Here is an 18,385-nt window from a genome sequence, read left to right as displayed (position 1 = left end):
TTGCGCCGGAGGGGCAAGCCCGGCCGGACCTTACAGGCCTTCGGCCTTGAGCGCGGCCTGCACGCCCTTGTCGGCTTCCATGCGCTTGAAGAATGCGGCCAGATTGTCCAGGCCCGACAGGTTCACTTCCTTGGCGTGCGCCCAGCGCAGCACCACGTACAGGTAGGCGTCGGCGATGGAGGGCTTGTCGCCCGTCAGGTAGGACTTGCCGGCGAGCTGTGCGTTCAGCTGCGCGAAGAGCTTGGTCAGCAGCGCGGAAGCCGAGCCGGCCAGCTCCTTCTGTGCGCCTTCGTCGCCGACGAAACGCGACGCACCGAAGATCATCGAGAAAGTCTTGTGGATGTCCGAGTTGATGAAGCCGAGCCAGCGGCGCACTTCGGCGCGCGAGCGCGGCGAACCGTCGCCCAGCAACTGCAGTTCAGGCGCGTGTTCAGCCAGGTACTCGAGGATCGCCGCGTTCTGCGTGACGGTCCAGCCGTCGTGCGCCAGGGCGGGCACGGCGCCCAGCGGGTTGACCTTCAGGAACTCCGGGCCCTTGAGTTCGTCGCGGCTCAGCTTGTGCGTTTCGTAGGGTTTGCCGATCCATTCCAGAACGATATGGGAAGCGAGCGAGCACGCGCCGGGCATGTAGTACAGTTTCATCAGATGGGGTCTCCTGAGAGCAAGGACGGGGATCTCCGTTCCTGGCCGATATGGTACGCCACCCGTTGCCGGAGATGCCCATGCCGTCACGTCCCGCCGCGATCACGCGCGCGCTGTTCCTGTCGTTCTCTTTGTGCCTGGCGCTGCCCGCGTCCGCGCAGCCGGGGCCCGAACCCGCATCGGTCCCGGCCCGCGTCACGGCCGTGGTGGGCGGACTCAATCATCCCTGGGCAATGGCCTTTCTGCCCGAGGGCGGCGTGCTCATTACCGAGCGTCCCGGCAACCTCAGGCTGCTGCGCATCCCGGGCGGCTTGTCCAAGCCGTTGGCCGGCGTGCCCAAGGTCGCGGCGCAGGGCCAGGGCGGCCTGCTGGACGTTGCGCTGTCGCCCGACTTCGCGCAGGACCGGTATGTCTATCTGTCCTATGCCGAGGCCGATGGTTCGAAGAGCGGCACCGCCGTGGGCCGCGGCAAGCTGTCCGCCGATGGTTCGGCGCTGGAGGATTTCCGCGTGCTGTTCCGGCAGCAACCGAAGCTGTCGTCGGGCCTGCACTACGGATCGCGCCTGGTGTTCGACGGCAAGGGCTATCTGTACATCTCGCTGGGCGAGAACAACCAGCGGCCCACCGCGCAGGATCTGGACAAGCTGCAGGGCAAGGTGGTGCGGCTGAAGGCCGACGGGTCGGTGCCGACCGACAATCCCTTCGTGGGCCAGGCCGGCGCGCGGCCCGAGATCTGGTCCTACGGGCATCGCAATCCCCAGGGCATGGCGCTCAACCCCTGGAGCGGCCAGCTCTGGGAAAACGAGCACGGACCGCGCGGCGGCGACGAAATCAACCTGGTCCAGCGCGGCAAGAACTACGGCTGGCCGCTGGCCACCCACGGCATCAACTACTCGGGCCAGCCCATCCCCGAAGCCAAGGCAGCGGAGCTGCCCGGCATGGAGCCGCCGCTCTACTGGTGGCCGAAGTCGCCGGCCATCAGCGGCATGGCTTTCTACAACGCGGACCGGTTCCCCGCCTGGCGCAATTCCGTGTTCATCGGCGCACTGGCCAACCAGAATCTCATCCGCCTGACCTTGGACGGCGACCGCGTGGTGGCCCAGGAGTGGCTGCTGACGGACCGCAAGCAGCGGATACGCGACGTGCGGCAAGGGCCGGACGGTTATGTGTACGTGTTGACGGACGCCTCGCCAGGCGAGTTGCTGCGCCTGGCGCCGGCCGAACAGGGAGAGTGAATGCTATGAAACCGTATGAGCTGATCGGGTCCGCCGGCTGCGGGTCCGCCATCGTCGAGATGGCGCTGGTACTGGCCAACGTGCCGCACACCTTGACGGACCTGCCGTACCTCAAGCCCGGCGCCGAGCGCGACAGGCTGCTGCAACTGAATCCGTTGGGGCAGGTGCCTACCCTGGTCCTGCCGGACGGCGAGATCATGACCGAGAGCGCGGCCATGATCCTGCATCTGAACGATGTGGCGCCCCAGGCCGGCCTGGCGCCCGCGCCCGACAAGCCTGAGCGGGCCCGGTTTCTGAATCTGCTGATCCGGCTGGTGGCGGCTATCTATCCCACGTTCACCTATGGCGACGACCCGCCGCAATGGACCACCGCAGGCCCCGCGGCCGAGCTGCTGAGGCAGCGCGTGCATACGCGACGGACGGATATCTGGCAGGAGCTGGAACGCCAGGCTGGCGCCCCGCACATGCTGGGCCGGCGCTTTTCTGCGCTGGATCTGTACGTCACGGTGATGACGCATTGGCGTCCCGGGCCGGCGTGGTTCGCGTCCGAGTGCCCGGCGCTGACCGCTGTGGCGCGCGAGGCGGCGCAGGAGCCCAATGTGGCGCGCGTGCTGCAACGGCATTTTCCGCCGCCTACGGAGTAGCCGGGCGTCAGGCCTTGGTTGGTTTGCGGGTCCTGGACTTGGCCCGTGCTTCACGCAGGGCGATGTAGACGCCGCTGCCGGCGATGAAGAGCGCGCCCAGATAGGCATAGGCGTCCGGGGTCTCATGCCAGAAGACCCAGCCCAGGATGGTGGCCCAGATCAGCCCGGTATAGTCGAAGGGCGCAACCACCGAGGCGGGACCGATGCGGAATCCCTGGGTGATCAACGCCAGGCCCAGGGTGCTGAACAGGGCGACGGCGCCGAAGTACGGCAGATCCTCCATCGCGGGCTGCTCCCAGACCAAAGGCAGGGCGACCGCGCTACAGACCAGCTGGCCCAGCACGATGTAGAGCGTGGTCGTCAGCATGCCTTCGTTGCGGTTGATGCCGCGCGCCGTGATCATCATCACCCCATACAGCAAGGCGGTGATCAGCGGAAGCAGGGTGGCCGCCTGGAACGTTGCGGCCCCGGGCCGCACCACGATCAGCACGCCGGCGAACCCGGCCAGCACGGCTAGCCAGCGCTTGCCGTCCACGCGTTCTTTCAGGACCAGCACCGATAGCGCCGTCACGAACAGCGGCGCGGCGAAGGCGATGGCGGTGGCTTCGGCCAGCGGCAGCGTGCGCAGGCCCAGATAAAAGCAATAGGCCGACACGACGTTGATGGCGCCGCGCGTCAGGTGCAGGCCAGGGTGCGCGGTGCGCAATACTCGCCGTCCGCCCAGCCACAGCGCCAGCGTGGCGACGAAAGGCAGGGCGATGAGCGCCCGCAGGAACAGGATCTGCAGCGGGTTGTAGTTGGCGCCGAGCCATTTGGCGTTGGCGTCGCTCAAGGTCAGGAAGAAAATGCCGCCCACCACGCAGGCGATGCCTGCTGCGGCGGATTGGGCCTGGGCGGCGGGAAGTACGGAAGAGGTGGACATCTACAGCCTGGGAGGGCGGCGGTTCGGGCCGCCCGAATGGAAAGGAAAGGGGGAGGATTCAGCCTTGGGCGCGATAGGCCGCCAGGGCGACCATGCCCCAAGACGCCAGGAAGGCGACGCCGCCGAAGGGGGTAACGGCGCCCAGCCAATGCGTGCCTGTCAGCGACAGCACATACAAGCTGCCGCTGAACAGCACGATGCCGACGAACATCACCACGCCGGCCGCGGAAAGCAGGGACGAACCGTAGCGGGCGCCCAGCAGCGCGACGACGAACAGGCCCAGCGCATGGATCAGGTGGTACAGCACGCCGGTCTGCCAGACGGACAGCAGTTCCGGCGTCAGCATGCGCTTGAGGCCGTGCGCGCCAAAGGCCCCCGCGCCCACCGCCACCATGAGATTCAACGCCGCAAGTATCGTCAGCTGCCGGTCCGTCATCGCCAGTCCTTATAAGTGTCTGATCAATTGTGTTACAGCCGCCTATGATATGCCCAAATCCCGCGCCTATCCGGAGGCATGGCATTGTTGGGGACGGATCTTGTGATGGCCCTTCCAAATGGGATATCATGAATTCAATTTGGAATTTCTGGTGCGTACGCAGTCGTGGCGCCCAGACTTGCAGGAGTCAGGCCATGAGCGTAGCCGCCCTCGAAAAAAGTCCCGCCAAGCGTCCGTCCCGCCATGCGGCGGCGCACGCCAAGCAGTTGTTCCGCAGCCTGGTCGACAGCCCCCTGGTCGACATGGCGCGCGACGTGCGCCGCGGCCTGCCTGCGCAGATGGTCGACGACGCGGCCGATTACCTGCAAGTGCCTAAGTCGGAAATCATGGCCATCACCGAGGTCAAGGCGGCCTCGCTGTCGCGCTGGAGCCGCGAAGGCCTGATGCTGCCGCTGGGCGAATCCGACCGCCTGGCCCGCGTCGCGCGGGTGGCGCGGGTGGCGCGCCAGGTTCTGGGCAGCGACGAAGAAGCCGTCGCCTGGCTGAACACGCCAGTGCCCGCCCTGGGCAACGTCAAGCCGCTGTCGCTGCTGACCTCCGACGCCAGCAGCCGCATTGTCGAGGACACGCTGGCGCGCGCCGCGGCGGGCGTCTACGCATGACGGACGACAGCGTTTCGATCTGGCGCATCGGGACTACCGCAGGCAAATACCGCGCCGACGACCTGAGCGGGGCGGGCGCCGCGGCCGTGGGCGGGCGCTACAACAGCCCGGGCACGGCGGTGGTCTATGCCTCGGCCAGCGTGGCGCTGGCGGCGCTGGAAACGGTGGTGCATTTTGCCGCCCGCGCGTCCGAGCAGGCCAACCGCTATCTGATCGAACTGGCGGTGCCGCGCGCCGTACACGAAGCCCGCCAGGCGCTGAGCCTGACGCAGTTGCACGAGGACTACCCGTTCTGGGATGCCGTGCCCTTCGCGGAAGCGTCGCAGGCGGTGGGCGACAACTGGGTGCAGTCCGGCGTGTCGGCGCTGCTTGAACTGCCCAGCGCCATCGTGCCTTACCGGGGCGTGCCGGACTGCAATTTCCTGATCAATCCGGCGCACCCCGACGCCGAGCACATCGTAGTGGTGCGGCGCGAACGCTTCATCTACGATCCGCGCCTGCGCCCCGTCTAGTTCAGTCCGTCAGTACCGCGCGGCCCACGACCTTGCCGGCCCGCAGCGATGCCAGAACGCTGTCGGCCTCGGCCAACGCATGGCGGTGCACGGGCATGGGCGGCACCTTGCCGGCCCGCACCAGCTCCATCAGTTCCTGCAGTTCGGTCAGGTTGCCGACGTAGCTGCCGATGATGGACAGGGCTTTCATGGGAATCAGCGCGATGGGCCACGACGATGCGCCGCCGAACAGGCCCACGATGATCAGCTTGCCGCCCTTGGTCAGGAAGTCAAAGGCGAGCGAGGTAGTCGCGGGCGCGCCGACCAGGTCGATGGCGGCCTGCGCGGGTTTGCCGCCGGCCGCCTTGATGATCTGCTGCGCGGCGTCCGGCGCGGCGCCGTCGATGGCGGCGAGCGCGCCGGCTTCCAGCGCGGCCTGGCGCTTGGCGGGGTCGATGTCGACGACGATGGCGCCGGCGCCGCCCAGGGCCTTGATCAGCGTCAGGCTCATGAGGCCCAGGCCGCCCGCGCCGAAGATGACAACGGGGTGCGAACGGTAGATGTCCGGGCCAATTTTCTTCAGCGCGGAGTAGGTGGTGAGCCCCGAGCAGGCATAGGGCGCGATCTGCGCGGGATCGAGGTCGCCGATGTCGATCAGGTAGCGCGGGTGCGGCACCAGGATGTGGTCGGCGTAACCGCCGGCGCGGTGCACGCCCAGGCAGGCGGGCGCGGAGCAGTGGTTTTCCATGCCGGCCAGGCAAGGCGGGCAGTTGCCGCAGCCGATCCAGGGGTACACCAGGTAGTTGCGGTCGGCCGACAGTCCCTGGGCATCGGGACCGGCGGAGACGACGGCGCCCACGGTTTCATGGCCCATGGTGAGCGGTAGCGAGACGCCGCGGTCCTTCAACGACAGCGTGCGGCCCTGGCCCAGGTCGTAGCCGCCTTCCCACAAGTGGATATCGCTGTGGCAAACGCCAGCCGCGCGCACCTTCAGCAGCACCTGCGACCCTTGCGGCGTGGGCGTGGGCTGGTTCATTTCCTGCAAGGGCTCGCGGAAGTTCACGACGCAATAGCACTTCATGGGATGTCTCCTCCTGGGTGGTTTTACGGCCGGCCCGCGAGGCGGGCGCGGCGTGGCAAGGCTATTTCTTCACGGTCGGGCATTCACTGTCCGCCAGGGACACGAAGACCTTTTCGCCCGGCACCGTGGACAGGATGCGGTAGAAGTCGCCGGGGTACTTGGATTCGGCGGGCTTCTTCACTTCGACCAGATACAGATCCATGATGACGCGGCCGTCTTCGGGGCGCACCCGGGCATTCTTGATCAGTTTGGTGGTGATGGGCAACTCGCGCATCTTCTGGTTGACTGTCGCGCCGTCGAAGGTGCCGGCGGCCTGGGCGGCTTGCAGGTAATGGGTGGTGGCGACGTAGCTCAGGGCCTGCACGATGGAAGGCGCGCGCGTCACGCCCATCTTTTTCTGCCAGCGCTGGGTCCAGGCCCGGGTGTCTTCGTCCGCGTCCCAATAAAAACCGGTGGGGAAGGTCAGCCCTTGGGCCACGGGCAGGCCCATCGCCTGCACGTCGTTGATGAAGGTCAGGAAGGTCAGCATGCGCTGCTTGCCCCCGGTCAGCCCGAACTCCTGGGCCTGCTTGATCAGGTTGACCAGGTCGCCGCCGGCGCTGGCCAGGCCCACCACGTCGGCCTTGGACGATTGCGCCTGCACCAGGAACGAAGCGAAATCCAGCGCGCCCAGGGGATGGCGCGTGCTACCCAGCACCTTGCCGCCGGCCTTGTCCACGAAGCGCGAGGCGTTGGCTTCCAGCGATTTGCCGAAGACATAATCGGTGGTGATGAAGTACCAGGACTTGCCGCCGCTTTCGACCACGCTCTTGACCACGGCATTGGCCAGGGCATAGGTGTCGGGCGCCCATTGCGTGCTGAGATTGCTGCACTGCTTGCCGCTGAAGTCGCCGGCGAAGCCGCCGCTGATGAGGGCGGTTCCGCCTTTTTCGCGCGCCACGCCCTGGGCGGCCAGGCCCGCGGAGCTGGCGCCGCCGTCCACCACGGCCACCAGGCCTTGCGTGTCGAACCAGCGGCGGACCAGGGCCGAGGCCACGTCCGCCTTGTTCTGGTTGTCCGCGCCTATGACTTCGACGGTCTTGCCGGCGACCTTGCCGCCGAAGTCCTCGACCGCCATGCGCACGGCCATCTCGGAGCCCAGCCCGCCCAGGTCGGAATAGATGCCGGAGCGGTCGTTGGATACGCCCAGGCGAACCACGTCGGTTTGGGCTTGGGCCGCGCAGGCGGCCAGCGAGGCGGCCAGCGCCGCCAACAGGGGTTTGATACGCATCTGCTTGCCTCCCGGCCCGATGAGGGCCGAATTATTGGTGTCTCGTTGGGATGCTGTGTATCTGCTTGCGGGGCGCCAGTTCTCCATCTGGCCGAAAATTATTTCACATTGGTGAAAGAAAATTCTTGTGCAAGAATTTAGGTTCGCACATATCAAAAGTCAACATGGTGGATTTCCCAAGTCGAAGCGCGCTTGCGCCGGCTGGAGGAATGCCGCGCGAGGGGTAGACGCATGGAAGTGAAGCTCGTCGCAAGAACGCTGGAACTGATCGAACTGTTCGCCCAGGAGCGGCGGCCGATGCCGCTGACCGAACTGGCGCAAGGCCTGGGCGCGCCCATGTCCAGCTGCCTGGCGCTGGTGCGTACGCTGGTGGCGCGGGGCTATCTGTACGAGGTCCGGCGGCGCGCCGGTTACTACCCCACGCCCAAGCTGCACGCCTTGTGCGGGCTGATCCAATCGGGCGACCCCTGGATGGAACGGGTGCGTCCGCAGCTTGCCGCGCTGCGCGATGCGGCCAATGAAACGGTGATGCTGGGCAAGATCCAGGACGGCGCGGTGCTATTTCTGGACATGGCGGAATCCACGCACCCGGTGCACTACGCGACCCGACCCGGGGTGCGGCGGCCTTTGCATACCAGCGCCGTGGCCAAGGCGATTCTTGCGCGGCTGGGGTCGGCCGAGCGCGAGAGCATCCTGGAGGATGTCGGGTACGAACGCTATACGGATCGCACGCTGCTCACACGCCAGGCGCTGCTGGATGAAATCGAGCGGACGGCGGCCAGGGGCTGGGCCGAGAACGCCGGCGAAAGCGTGGCGGACCTGACCGGGCTGGCGGTGGCGCTGGATCTGGGCGGCGAATGGTACGCGCTGTGCATGGCGGGACCCACGTCGCGCGTTGCCGAGAGGCGCGCAGAGAACCTGCGCTTGTTGAGCGAGACGGCGGAAGCGATCCGTCTCGGCCGGGAAGCTTAGGGGCCGCGCAAGCGGCTCAGGAACCGCGGCGCATCAGGGTCGACTTGCCGAACAGGCTTTCAATGAGGTCCACCGCCAGTTCCGCGGTCTTGTTGCGCACATCGAAGGCCGGGTTCAGTTCCACCACGTCCAGCGAGCGCATGAGGCCGGTATCGGCGATCATTTCCATGCATAGCTGGGCCTCGCGGTAGGTGGGGCCGCCGGGGACGGTGGTGCCCACGCCGGGCGCGATCTCCGGGTCCAGGAAGTCCACGTCGAAGCTCACGTGCAGGTGCGTGTCGGCGTCCAGCCCGGCCAAGGCCGCCTCCATGGTGGCGCGCATGCCCATTTCGTCGAGGTAGCGCATGTCGAAGACTTCCAGGCCGGCCTCATGCACCAGGCGTTTTTCGCCCTGGTCCACGCTACGGATGCCGATCTGCCGCACCCAGCCCGGCTCGATGTCGGGAGTCTGGCCGGACAGGCCCGTGATCTGCGCCGGGCCGTAACCGCACAGGCAGGCCACCGGCATGCCGTGGATGTTGCCCGTGGGGGTGAGCGCGTTGGTATTGAAGTCGGCATGGGCGTCCAGCCACAGCACGCGCAGCTTCTTGCCCGCTGCGCGGCAGTGGCGCGCGACCGCGCTGATCGAGCCTATGCCCAGGCAGTGGTCGCCGCCCAGCAGGATGGGCAAGCGGCCCTGGCTCAATTCCTCGTAGACGGCATCGTGCACCGCACGGTTCCATGCCGCGACTTCGTCCAGGTGGCGGTAGCCGTCCGTAGGCGGCAGCCAGGGATTGGCGGGGCCGTAGAGGTTGCCGCGGTCGGTCACCTGGAAGCCCTGGGCCTCGATGACCGGGCCCAGGTCCGCCACGCGCAGGGCTTCTGGCCCCATGGACGCGCCGCGCGCGCCGGCGCCGATGTCGGTGGGCGCGCCGATCAGGGTGATGTGGTGGGGCAGGTTGGCGGTGTTCTGCAAGTCACGGACTCCGGTAGGGTGCATCAAGTGGCGGATAGTACCGCGCTCAATTGATCGCAGGCCCAGTCGATCTGCTCGCGCGTCACGATCAGGGGCGGCGACAGGCGCAGCGTGTGGCCGTGCGTGTCCTTGACCAGCATCCCGCGTGCCTGCAGGCGTTCGCACCACAGGCGCGCGCCGCCGGCATCGGCCTCCAGCTCCACGGCCAGCATCAGGCCGCGACCGCGCACTTCGCGCACGGGGCCGGGCAGGGTGCGCAGGCGGTCCAGGAAGTAGGCGCCCATGGCGGCCGCGTTTTCGATCATGCCTTCCTCGGTCAGCACGCGCAGCGCGGCGCGCGCGATGGCGCAGGCCAACGGGTTGCCGCCGAAGGTGCTGCCGTGCTGGCCGGGCTGGAACACGCCCAGCACGTCGGCGTTGGACAGCACCGCCGACACGGGGTAGAAGCCGCCCGACAGCGCCTTGCCGATCAGGGTGACGTCGGCTTCGATGCCTTCGTGCTCTTCGGCCAGCAGCTTGCCGGTGCGGCCCAGGCCGGTCTGGATCTCGTCCAGGATCAGCGTGATGCCGCGTTCGGTGCAGCGCTGGCGGACCCGAGCGAAATAGCCCGCAGGCGGCAGGACCACGCCGGCTTCGCCCTGTATCGGTTCCACCAGGAATGCCACGGTGTTGGGCGTGATGGCGGCGTCGAAGGCGTCGTAATCGCCGAAGGGAACGATCTTGAACCCCGGCGCGAACGGCCCATAGTGGCCGTAGGCGTCGGGATCGGTAGAGAAGCCCACGATGCCCAGCGTGCGGCCATGGAAGTTGTTGGCGCAGACGATGATCTCGGCCTGGTTTTCCGGCACGCCGCGCACTTCGTAGCCCCATTTGCGCACGGCCTTGATGGCGGTTTCCACGGCTTCCGCGCCGCTGTTCATGGGCAGGATCTTGTGCGCTCCGGTCAGGCGCGCCAGGTCTTCATAGAACGGCGCCATCTGGTCGTGGCGGAAGGCGCGCGAGGTCAGCGTGAGCTTCTGCGCCTGCTCTGCCATCGCGGCCAGGATGGCAGGATGGCAGTGCCCCTGGTTGACGGCGGAATAGGCCGACAGGCAATCCAGGTACTTGCGGCCGTCCACGTCGTAAAGCCAGACGCCGCTGCCGCGCGCGATGACCACATCCAGGGGGTGGTAGTTGTGCGCGCCGAGCTGGTCTTCGACGCGGTCGCGGTGGCTGGCGGCGGACGGTGCGCCGGGCTGATTGTTCAATACCGCGCTCATGAGCGTCTCCCGAGGAGGTATTGCAGCCATCTTAGCGCCGCAATCCGGTCCGCGGCATTGCCATTGCGTGACAAAGGCCATTGCCGGGCGACGCCGCGGGCTGCTGCACAATAGCGGCTGCGCGGGGCGATGCCCTGTTTTCCTACCTGGATGGTTCTCATGTTGTTGCACAAACTGCTACTGAAATTCACCCGCTGCGCGGCCGCGGCCGGGTTGGCGCTGGCCTGCGCCTCCGCCGCCATGGCGCAGGACAAGCCGCTGCGCATCGGCGTGATCCCCAGCGTGGCCAATGCCGCCACCGAGATCGCCATCGCCCAGGCCAGGAAAGAGGGCCTGGAGGTCAAGCTGGTGGAGTTCAACGATTGGGTGCTGCCCAACATCGCGGTCGCCGATGGCTCGGTGGACGCGAACTTCTTCCAGCATGAACCCTTCCTGGAACTCTTCAACCAGCGCCGCGGCGCGGACTTGAAGCCCATTGCCTACGGCTATTCCACCACCATCGGCCTGTTTTCCAAAAAGCTGAAGAAGGGCGACGCCGTGCCTGACGGCGCGACCATCGCGGTGCCGAACGACCCGGTCAACACGGGCCGGGCGCTGTTGCTGCTGGAATCCATCGGCCTGATCAAACTCAAGCCCGGCGTGGCGCACCAGGCCGCGCTGGAAGACGTGGTGTCCAATCCCAGGAAACTGAAGTTCGTGCAGATCGAAGGCTCGCAGTCGGCGCGCACGTTCGACGACGTGACCGCGTCCGTCACGTACACCACCTTCGCCAAGCAGGCCGGCTTGAACGAGAAGGACGGCCTGGCCTTTGACAACACCGATCCGGCCAATGTGCGGCGCTATGCCATCCGCTGGGTGGCCACGCCGGCCGGCGCGCAGGACCCGCGCCTGTTGAAGTTCATCTCGATCTACCAGAACTCGGCCGAAGTGAAGGCCAAGCTGCGCAGCCTTTATGGCGATCTGATCGACTTTCCCTGGTAGCGGGGCGCGGGGGCGTGGGCATTGACGATTCTTGGCAGTTCGGCTCAGGGATAGCTCGTATACTGGCCCCAATTTTCCTCCCGCCCGGAGATGAGGCGCCGTCTTGGCTGCGCCGCAGGGCGCGCCCTCTACTCTCGAGCCCCACGCCATGCGTATTCCATCGTCCGACGATGCCGTCCATGCCCAGGTCCTGCCCGTCGATGACGGCCGCATCCTGGCCGCGGCCAGCGCGATTCTGGCGGCGGGGCCGCAGGCCGGCTTTTTCGAAACGCTGGTCAGCCGCGCGGCCGCGGACATGGGCGTGGACTACGCCTGGGTGCGGCTGCAGGACGCCAGCGGCGGGACGGAACTGATCGCCAGCGCCAGTTGCGGCGCTGGCCTGGCGGCTGGTCCCGCGGGCGCGGGTGACGCCTTGCACGCACGGCTGGCGGATCAGACCTCGCATGTCTGCCTGCATCACACGCCGCAAGACAATCCCTGGCTGGCCGAAGCCCGCGTGCGGGCCTGGGTGGCGCGTACGCTTTTCGACGCGAACGGGGTCGCCTGCGGTCACATCGCTTTCCTCTTCAGGCGCGAACTGGCCGATGCGTCAGCCTACGTCAGCGCGCAAGCCATACTCGCCAGTTTCGCGCAGCACGCTGTGCTGGACGCCGCCGCCCGCGAGCGCGAGCTGGCGCGGCTCAACGAAGTCATCGCGCAGTTTGGGGCGCTGTTCCGGTCGGCGCCGGTGCTGATCAACGCCTTCGACCAGGACGGCCGCTGCACCTTGTGGAACGACGCCTGTGTGCGGCGCTTCGGCTGGTCCGAAGCCGAGATCAAGCTGAGCCTGAACCCTTTTGCGCTGTTCTACCCCGATCCGGCCGTACGGGATCGTGCGATGGATAGCGTCGTCGCGCGGCCCGACCGCTCGTTCCGCGAATGGCAGCCGCGCACGCGCGACGGCGAGCAATTGTCGGTGCTCTGGTCCAACGTCAAACTGCCCGACGGCAAGGTTGTGAACCTGGGCATGGACGTCACCGAAAGCCGGCGTGCGGAAGCCGCCCTGGAGCGCATGGCCCGGGTGGATAGCCTGACCGACTGCTGGAATCGCGCCGAAATCCTCAAGCGGATGGAAGAGCGCCTGGCCGACGTCCGCCGTGGCGCGGGCGGTCCGACCACCGCGCTGATGCTGGACCTGGACTACTTCAAGCAGGTCAACGACCGCTATGGACATCTGGGGGGCGACATCGCTTTGCGGCATTTCTGCGATCAACTGCGCGCCTGTCTGCGCGAGGGCGATTCCGTGGGTCGGCTGGGCGGCGAGGAGTTCCTGGTGCTGCTGGCGGACGCCGATGCGGCGGTGGCGCGCGCGATCTGCGAGCGCCTGCGCACCAGCCTGCGGCAGCATCCGGCGGATATCGACGGGGCGGTGGTGACGCTGTCGGTCAGCGGCGGCATTGCGGGCTTTCTGCCCGGCGATGCCACCGCCTCGGACGTGCTGCGCCGTGCGGATTTCGCGCTTTATCAAGCCAAGCGGTCGGGCAGGGATTGCGCGGTGGAGTATCGCAACTGATCGATGTTGCTGCCGCCAGCCTATGGCATTCAGGCAGCCGCCTGGCCGCGCGCCGAGCGCCGGCCATTGAGCCGCCAATGCAGGCCCACCGCCGCGGCAGCCAGGGCGCAGGCCGCGGCCAGGCCCAGCGCTTCGAATCCCGCGTGGGTGTAGATGGTGCCGGCGATCGCGGTACCGACGCTTGCGCCCAGGTAGGTGGTGCAGGTGTTCAGCCCCAGCACCGCGCCGCGCTCTTCGGGCCGGGCGCGCGACAGCAGCAGCACCAGCAGGTTCAGGCTCAGCTGCGAGGCCGCGCCCCATAGCGTGGCGATGGCCAGCACCGCGCTCAACGCATGCGCGGCCGGCAGCAGCCCCAGATACACCAGCGCGATCACGCCCAGCGCCAACGGCAGGGCGCGGCGCGGCCCCAGCCGCTCGATCAGCGGCGCGCCAGCCACCCCCGCCAGCAGGAACCCCGCTCCGTAGGCGAAAGCGATGAAGCCCACCTGTCCTGCAGACAGCGCGAGCAGGCCGCGCACGTGGTCCGCCAGGAAGGCGTAGACGCCATAGAAGGCCGACGAGAACGCCAGGCAGCCCAACAGCAGGGCGGGCACGTCGCGGTAGGACAGCGGCGCCAGCAGGCGCGACAGGCGCAGCGGCGCGGGATTCCCGGCGCGGCGTTCCGGCAGCTTGCGTAGCCCGAGCACGGCAATGGCGGCGCAGAGCGCCAGCGTGGCGTAGGTGGCGCGCCAGCCCACCGCGTCGGAGATGAGCGCGGACAGCGGTACGCCCGCCACCAGCGACACCGACCAGCCCGCGATGACGCGTCCCAGGGTGCGCGCCTCCTGGCCAGGCGGCGCGATCAGCGCGGCAGATCCATAGGCGGCGGGCAGGATGACCCCCGCAGCGGCGCCCGCCAAGGCTTGCGCCAGCGTCAGCACAACCCAGTGCGGCGCGCAGGCGGACAGGATCAACGCGGCGATCAGGACCGCCATCGCGCCCAGCAGCGAGCGGCGTACGCCGATGCGGTCGATGCGTGCGGCCAGGAAGAAAGCGCTGGCGGCCGTGGCCGCGCCATAGGCGGAAATGGCGGTGCTGATGCTCAGCGGCGAGGTGGAAAAGGAGCGCGCCACGTCGCTCAGGATGGGACTGAGCGCCAGGCCGTTGGAGCCTACGACGCTGACGGCGAACATCAGGGCGGGGACGGAAGAGGCGGGGCGGGCGCTGCGGGTGCTACGGTTCTGCATCGCGAAATTTTATTGGAATAAAATAAGGGTTAACGCTTATATTTCCTTATTCCGTAAAAGTTCGAATGCCGTTCGGCAGAACCTGATTCCAATGCCTGATCTTGATGACCGCGACCGAAAGCTGTTAACGCTGCTGGCCGACGATGCCTCCCCCAGCTACGCCGAATTGGGCAAAATGCTGAACCTCTCCGCCCCGGCCGTGCATGAACGGGTCAAGCGCCTCAAGCGCGATGGTCTGATCAAGGGCATTGCCGCCAAGCTGGACGGCGCGCGCATCGGCCGGCCGCTGCTGGCCTTCGTGCACGTGGACACCAACAACTGGACCATTACGCAGCAGGTGCTGGGGCTGGCCGAGCTGACCGAGGTGGAAGAGATCCACACCATCACCGGCAAGAGCGCCATGCTGCTGAAAGTGCGCGTGCGTGATACGCAGGCGCTGGAGGCGCTGCTGGCCCGCATCCATCAGATCGACGGCATCACCAACACCACCAGCGACATCGCCCTGACCAGCTATCTGGAACGCGGGCCCTTGCCGGACAACGGCTGAGCCGCGCCGTTCAGGCCGCGCGCAGCCGCAGCCGCGTGATCTCGGAGGGCGCGCCCAGGCGCTTGGGCGGTCCCCAGTAGCCCGTGCCGCGGCTGATGTAGATCCACATCTTGCCCAGGCGATGCAGGCCGGCCGTATAGGGCTGCTGGAAGCGCACGAAGAAACCCCATGGGAAGAACTGTCCGCCATGCGTATGGCCGGACAGTTGCAGGGTATAGCCGAGTGGCTCGGCCGCCGCCGCGCTGCGCGGTTGGTGCGCCAGCAGTATCCGGGGCATGGCGTCGGCAGGCGCGCCCGCCAGCGCCGCCTTGGGATTGCTGCGATGCTGCGGATCGAACGAGCCGGCGCTGTAGTCGGTGATGCCCGCCACCACCACGGGCAGGCCGGCGGGGTGGATGACCACGTGCTCGTTCATCAGCACGCGCAGCCCCATGCGGCGGAACTCGGCGATCCAGGGCGTGGCGCCCGAATAGTATTCATGGTTGCCGGTCACCAGATAGACCCCATGGGGCGCGCGCAGTTGGCCCAGCGGGCTGGCCTGTGCGGAAAGCTGCTCGACGCTGCCGTCGACCACGTCGCCGGTGATCGCAATCATGTCCGGCAGCTGTGCATTGACGGCGTCGACGATGGCCTGCACGTAGCGCTTCTTGATGGTCGGGCCGACGTGGATGTCGCTGATCTGCACGATGGTGAAGCCGTCCAGGTCGGGCGCGAGGCCGGCGATGGGCACGTCCACATCGACCACGCGCGCCCGCTTGCGGGCGTTGTACAGGCCGACCAATGTTCCGGCGAGGGCCAATATGGGCACGGCCCAGGCGCTGACCCGGCGCAGCGTGGTCCAAGGCAGATCGGCGCCGATCAGTAGATTCGCCAGCCACGTCACCAGCAGCAAAGCGTCGCGCAGCACCGTCAGCACGAACAGCGACGAGAACAGGCCCATCGCGAACAGCCCGACCCAGGCAATGCGGTCGCCCCAGGGCGGGTGCACGGACGAACGCCCCAGCATCCCCAGCGGGATCAGGATGCAGGACAGCAGCAAGGCAAGAATGGCGGCGGCGGAACCCGCTCCGCCCAATTGGGCGTCGGGGATCAGGCGGGCGCCCACGTAGACGTGAGCCAGGGCGCCCAGGGTCAGGAAGCGCAGGAAGAATGAGGATTGGCGTAGGGACACGGCGGCTCTGGGGCGCGCCAGGCCGGGAGCAGCGGCGCGCGGGGCAAGGGAACCGCCATTCTATGCCGGGTGCGGATACTCCCGCACGAGCAAATCCGGTCCCATCTCCTGTACATGGTTGATGCCCAGCATCGCCATGTTGCGGTCGACCTCGGCGCGCAGCAGGCCGATGGCGTGCGATACGCCGGCCTCGCCGCCGACTGCGGCCGCATAGTTGAAGGGCCGGCCGACGAAGACGAAGCTCGCGCCCAGCGCCAGGGCTTTGAGCACGTCGCTGCCGCGGCGCACGCCGCTGTCCATCATCACGGTCATGTTGCCGGCGGCCTCGGCGACGGCGGGCAGGGCGCGCAGCGGCGAGACCGCGCCGTCCAATTGCCGGCCCCCATGGTTGGACACGATGATGCCGTCGGCGCCATGCTGGCGCGCCAGCGCCGCGTCCTGCGGATGCAGGATGCCCTTGATGATCAGCGTGCCTGGCCATTGGCGGCGGATGCGCGCCACATGTTCCCAGCTGAGGTGATCGCGCGCGCTGAAGTCGCGCAGCACCGACGACGACACGATCGGCGCGCCGCGCGTGGCAAAGGAGTTCTCGAAATGCGGCATGCCATGGGCCAGCAGCGTGCGCATGAACGTGCCGGCCAGCCAGCGCGGCCGCGTCAAGCCATCCCAGGCCAGGCGCAGGCTGGGCTTGAGCGGGGTGGAGAAGCCGGTGCGCACGTTGTTCTCGCGGTTGGCCGACACGGGAATGTCCACCGTCAGCACCAGGGTTTCGTAGCCGGCGCGGCGGGCGCGTTCGACCAGTGCGTCGATGCGCTGCGGATCGCCAGGCAGATAGGCCTGGAACCAGGTGCCGGGCGCTGCGCGGATGACGTCTTCCAGCGGAATCAGCGAGGTGCCGCTGAGGATGGCGGGTATGCCTTGCTCACGCGCGGCGCGGGCCAGCACGATGTCGCCGCGGTAGGCCGACAGCGCGCTGATGCCCATCGGGGCAATGCCGAAGGGCGAGGCATAGCGGCGGCCGAAGAGTTCGGTTTGCTGCGTGCGGCGCGACACGTCCACCAGCACGCGCGGCGAAAACGCGTACTGCGTAAAGGCGCTGCGGTTGCCGCGCAGGGACTGGTTGTCTTCGGCCGCGCCCGCGACATAGCCGAAGATCGGCCGCGGCAGGCGGCGTTTCGCCGCCGCCTCGAAGTCGTCCAGCGACAGCATGCGCGCCAGCGCGCGCGGCAAGGGGCGGTCGGCCGAGGCGGCGCGGGGACTGGCGGAGGACGAGAGCAGGGATGTCATGGCGGGCCGGTAAAAGCCCGTAATCTAGCAACGCCGATTCATCGCATAAAGCGAATAAAACCAGACATCCAATTTCGAATAAATCGAATATTTGCGGAGAAAACTACGCAGGCAGCGCCATCAGTTCGCCCATGCGCACCGGACCCAGCACGGCAGGCGTGTCGGCCCAGCGGATCTGGTTGGGACCGAACAGCACGATGGCGGTGGAGCCCAGCTTGAAGCGGCCCATTTCCGCGCCCTTGGCCAGATGGATCGGGGCGCGCGCCGCGTCGTCGTAGCGGGTGGCTTTCACGCGGCGCTTGTGCGGCGTGACCAGGCCGGCCCACACCGTCTCGATGGACGCGACGATCATGGCGCCCACCAGCACCAGGGCCATCGGTCCGTGCTCGGTGTCGAAGATGCAGACCACGCGTTCGTTGCGCGCGAACAGGCGCGGCACGTTGCGGGCGGTCAGCGGGTTGACCGAGAACAGGCGGCCGGGTACGTGGATCATTTCGCGCAGGGTGCCGGCGACCGGCATGTGCACGCGGTGGTAATCCTTGGGCGACAGATAGACGGTGGCGAATTCGCCGCCCTGGAACGGGGCCGCGCGTTCGGCGTCGCCGCCCAGCAGGTCGGCCAGGCCGTAGCTATGGCCCTTGGCCTGGAAGATGCGGCCATGTTCGATAGCGCCCATCTGGCTGATGGCTCCGTCGGCCGGACACACCACCGAGCCCGGCTCGTCGTCCAGGGGCCGCGCGTCTTCTTTCAATGCCCGCGTGAAGAAGTCGTTGAAGCAGTCATAGGCCAGCGGGTCTTCCTGCAGCGCCTCGCGCATGTCCACGCCATAGCGGCGGACGAAGCGCGAAATCATCCAGTTCTTGACCGCGGGTTCCCGGCAGTCGGATGCGTACCCGAAGAGCCGCGACACCAGGTGGTGAGGGGCAAGATACTGGCTGGCGAGGAATAGTTGGTCTTTGATCGGCATCTAGGAGCGCTGAGAAATTACCCCGCGGCCGGCCGCGGCACGGGCCGGCCCGCAAGGGGCCCGCCTTCAGGCCCGGGACTGGCCG

At 67.6% G+C, this 18,385-nt stretch carries 19 protein-coding genes; 8 read left to right on the top strand and 11 right to left on the bottom strand.

What is annotated here, in order from left to right; genetic code table 11:
- Window positions 1-30 precede the first annotated feature (30 nt).
- A complete protein-coding gene (locus IB257_RS04045; RefSeq protein WP_054454174.1) occupies window positions 31-642 on the bottom strand; it encodes a glutathione S-transferase family protein in 612 nt (203 codons plus the stop codon).
- An 80-nt stretch (window positions 643-722) separates the two neighbouring features.
- Here IB257_RS04045 and IB257_RS04040 point away from each other — a divergent pair, with 80 nt between their 5' ends.
- Both IB257_RS04040 and IB257_RS04035 read left to right on the top strand, forming a co-directional pair.
- Window positions 723-1,877, top strand: a complete 1,155-nt coding sequence (locus IB257_RS04040) for a PQQ-dependent sugar dehydrogenase (protein ID WP_054454176.1) — start codon at window positions 723-725, stop codon at window positions 1,875-1,877.
- A gap of 5 nt (window positions 1,878-1,882) precedes the next feature.
- Complete coding sequence (locus IB257_RS04035) at window positions 1,883-2,521, top strand: glutathione S-transferase family protein (RefSeq protein WP_054454840.1); 639 nt, start codon at window positions 1,883-1,885, stop codon at window positions 2,519-2,521.
- A 7-nt stretch (window positions 2,522-2,528) separates the two neighbouring features.
- Here IB257_RS04035 and IB257_RS04030 read toward each other — a convergent pair whose 3' ends face one another.
- Together IB257_RS04030 and IB257_RS04025 are read right to left on the bottom strand one after the other, a co-directional pair.
- Complete coding sequence (locus tag IB257_RS04030) at window positions 2,529-3,443, bottom strand: DMT family transporter (RefSeq protein ID WP_192491904.1); 915 nt, start codon at window positions 3,441-3,443, stop codon at window positions 2,529-2,531.
- 58 nt (window positions 3,444-3,501) lie between these two features.
- Window positions 3,502-3,879, bottom strand: coding sequence for a DUF423 domain-containing protein (locus tag IB257_RS04025; RefSeq protein WP_054454180.1), 378 nt, complete (start codon window positions 3,877-3,879; stop codon window positions 3,502-3,504).
- 194 nt (window positions 3,880-4,073) lie between these two features.
- On the opposite strand from IB257_RS04025, the gene IB257_RS04020 reads away from it, so the two are divergent.
- Both IB257_RS04020 and IB257_RS04015 read left to right on the top strand, forming a co-directional pair.
- A complete protein-coding gene (locus tag IB257_RS04020; RefSeq protein ID WP_192491903.1) occupies window positions 4,074-4,541 on the top strand; it encodes an antitoxin Xre/MbcA/ParS toxin-binding domain-containing protein in 468 nt (155 codons plus the stop codon).
- A complete protein-coding gene (locus tag IB257_RS04015; protein ID WP_054454184.1) occupies window positions 4,538-5,053 on the top strand; it encodes an RES family NAD+ phosphorylase in 516 nt (171 codons plus the stop codon). Before IB257_RS04020 ends, IB257_RS04015 begins: the two co-directional genes overlap by 4 nt.
- A gap of 1 nt (window position 5,054) precedes the next feature.
- Here IB257_RS04015 and IB257_RS04010 read toward each other — a convergent pair whose 3' ends face one another.
- Both IB257_RS04010 and IB257_RS04005 read right to left on the bottom strand, forming a co-directional pair.
- Complete coding sequence (locus tag IB257_RS04010; protein WP_054454185.1) at window positions 5,055-6,113, bottom strand: alcohol dehydrogenase; 1,059 nt, start codon at window positions 6,111-6,113, stop codon at window positions 5,055-5,057.
- A 61-nt stretch (window positions 6,114-6,174) separates the two neighbouring features.
- Window positions 6,175-7,383 carry an ABC transporter substrate-binding protein gene (locus tag IB257_RS04005; protein ID WP_175160468.1) on the bottom strand — a complete coding sequence of 403 codons (1,209 nt, stop codon included), beginning with the start codon at window positions 7,381-7,383 and terminating at the stop codon, window positions 6,175-6,177.
- A gap of 231 nt (window positions 7,384-7,614) precedes the next feature.
- Between IB257_RS04005 and IB257_RS04000 the strand changes: the two genes are divergently transcribed.
- A complete protein-coding gene (locus IB257_RS04000; RefSeq protein WP_054454190.1) occupies window positions 7,615-8,355 on the top strand; it encodes an IclR family transcriptional regulator in 741 nt (246 codons plus the stop codon).
- A gap of 16 nt (window positions 8,356-8,371) precedes the next feature.
- Here the strand turns inward: IB257_RS04000 and rocF are convergent, their stop codons facing one another.
- A complete protein-coding gene (gene rocF / locus IB257_RS03995) occupies window positions 8,372-9,334 on the bottom strand; it encodes an arginase (RefSeq protein WP_054454192.1) in 963 nt (320 codons plus the stop codon).
- The gene (gene rocD, locus IB257_RS03990; protein ID WP_175213438.1) at window positions 9,334-10,569 is read right to left on the bottom strand and encodes an ornithine--oxo-acid transaminase; all 1,236 of its coding nucleotides are present in this window, start codon (window positions 10,567-10,569) and stop codon (window positions 9,334-9,336) included. The genes rocF and rocD overlap by 1 nt, the downstream gene beginning before the upstream one ends.
- 159 nt (window positions 10,570-10,728) lie before the next feature.
- Here rocD and IB257_RS03985 point away from each other — a divergent pair, with 159 nt between their 5' ends.
- Both IB257_RS03985 and IB257_RS31490 read left to right on the top strand, forming a co-directional pair.
- The gene (locus IB257_RS03985) at window positions 10,729-11,550 is read left to right on the top strand and encodes a MetQ/NlpA family ABC transporter substrate-binding protein (protein ID WP_119451563.1); all 822 of its coding nucleotides are present in this window, start codon (window positions 10,729-10,731) and stop codon (window positions 11,548-11,550) included.
- Window positions 11,551-11,698: 148 nt separating this feature from the next.
- A complete protein-coding gene (locus IB257_RS31490) occupies window positions 11,699-13,102 on the top strand; it encodes a sensor domain-containing diguanylate cyclase (protein ID WP_225588735.1) in 1,404 nt (467 codons plus the stop codon).
- 29 nt (window positions 13,103-13,131) lie between these two features.
- Here the strand turns inward: IB257_RS31490 and IB257_RS03975 are convergent, their stop codons facing one another.
- A complete protein-coding gene (locus IB257_RS03975; RefSeq protein ID WP_192491902.1) occupies window positions 13,132-14,328 on the bottom strand; it encodes an MFS transporter in 1,197 nt (398 codons plus the stop codon).
- Window positions 14,329-14,419: 91 nt separating this feature from the next.
- Here IB257_RS03975 and IB257_RS03970 point away from each other — a divergent pair, with 91 nt between their 5' ends.
- Window positions 14,420-14,875: an Lrp/AsnC family transcriptional regulator gene (locus tag IB257_RS03970; protein WP_054454198.1), complete on the top strand. Its 456-nt coding sequence runs from the start codon at window positions 14,420-14,422 to the stop codon at window positions 14,873-14,875.
- Window positions 14,876-14,885: 10 nt separating this feature from the next.
- Here the strand turns inward: IB257_RS03970 and IB257_RS03965 are convergent, their stop codons facing one another.
- From IB257_RS03965 to asd, 3 genes are all read right to left on the bottom strand, one after another.
- Complete coding sequence (locus tag IB257_RS03965; RefSeq protein WP_192354339.1) at window positions 14,886-16,046, bottom strand: metallophosphoesterase; 1,161 nt, start codon at window positions 16,044-16,046, stop codon at window positions 14,886-14,888.
- Between the two features lie 60 nt (window positions 16,047-16,106).
- On the bottom strand, window positions 16,107-17,333 hold the full coding sequence (locus tag IB257_RS03960) for an alpha-hydroxy acid oxidase (protein ID WP_192491901.1): 1,227 nt from the start codon (window positions 17,331-17,333) through the stop codon (window positions 16,107-16,109).
- A 103-nt stretch (window positions 17,334-17,436) separates the two neighbouring features.
- On the bottom strand, window positions 17,437-18,300 hold the full coding sequence (asd, locus tag IB257_RS03955; protein WP_054454205.1) for an archaetidylserine decarboxylase: 864 nt from the start codon (window positions 18,298-18,300) through the stop codon (window positions 17,437-17,439).
- Window positions 18,301-18,385: the final 85 nt, after the last annotated feature.

The organism is Achromobacter sp. ACM03, from assembly GCF_014851665.1.
Taxonomy (GTDB): domain Bacteria; phylum Pseudomonadota; class Gammaproteobacteria; order Burkholderiales; family Burkholderiaceae_B; genus Achromobacter; species Achromobacter aegrifaciens.
Note: the sequence above shows the minus strand (reverse complement) of the source record. Positions and strands in the feature narration are given on the sequence as shown.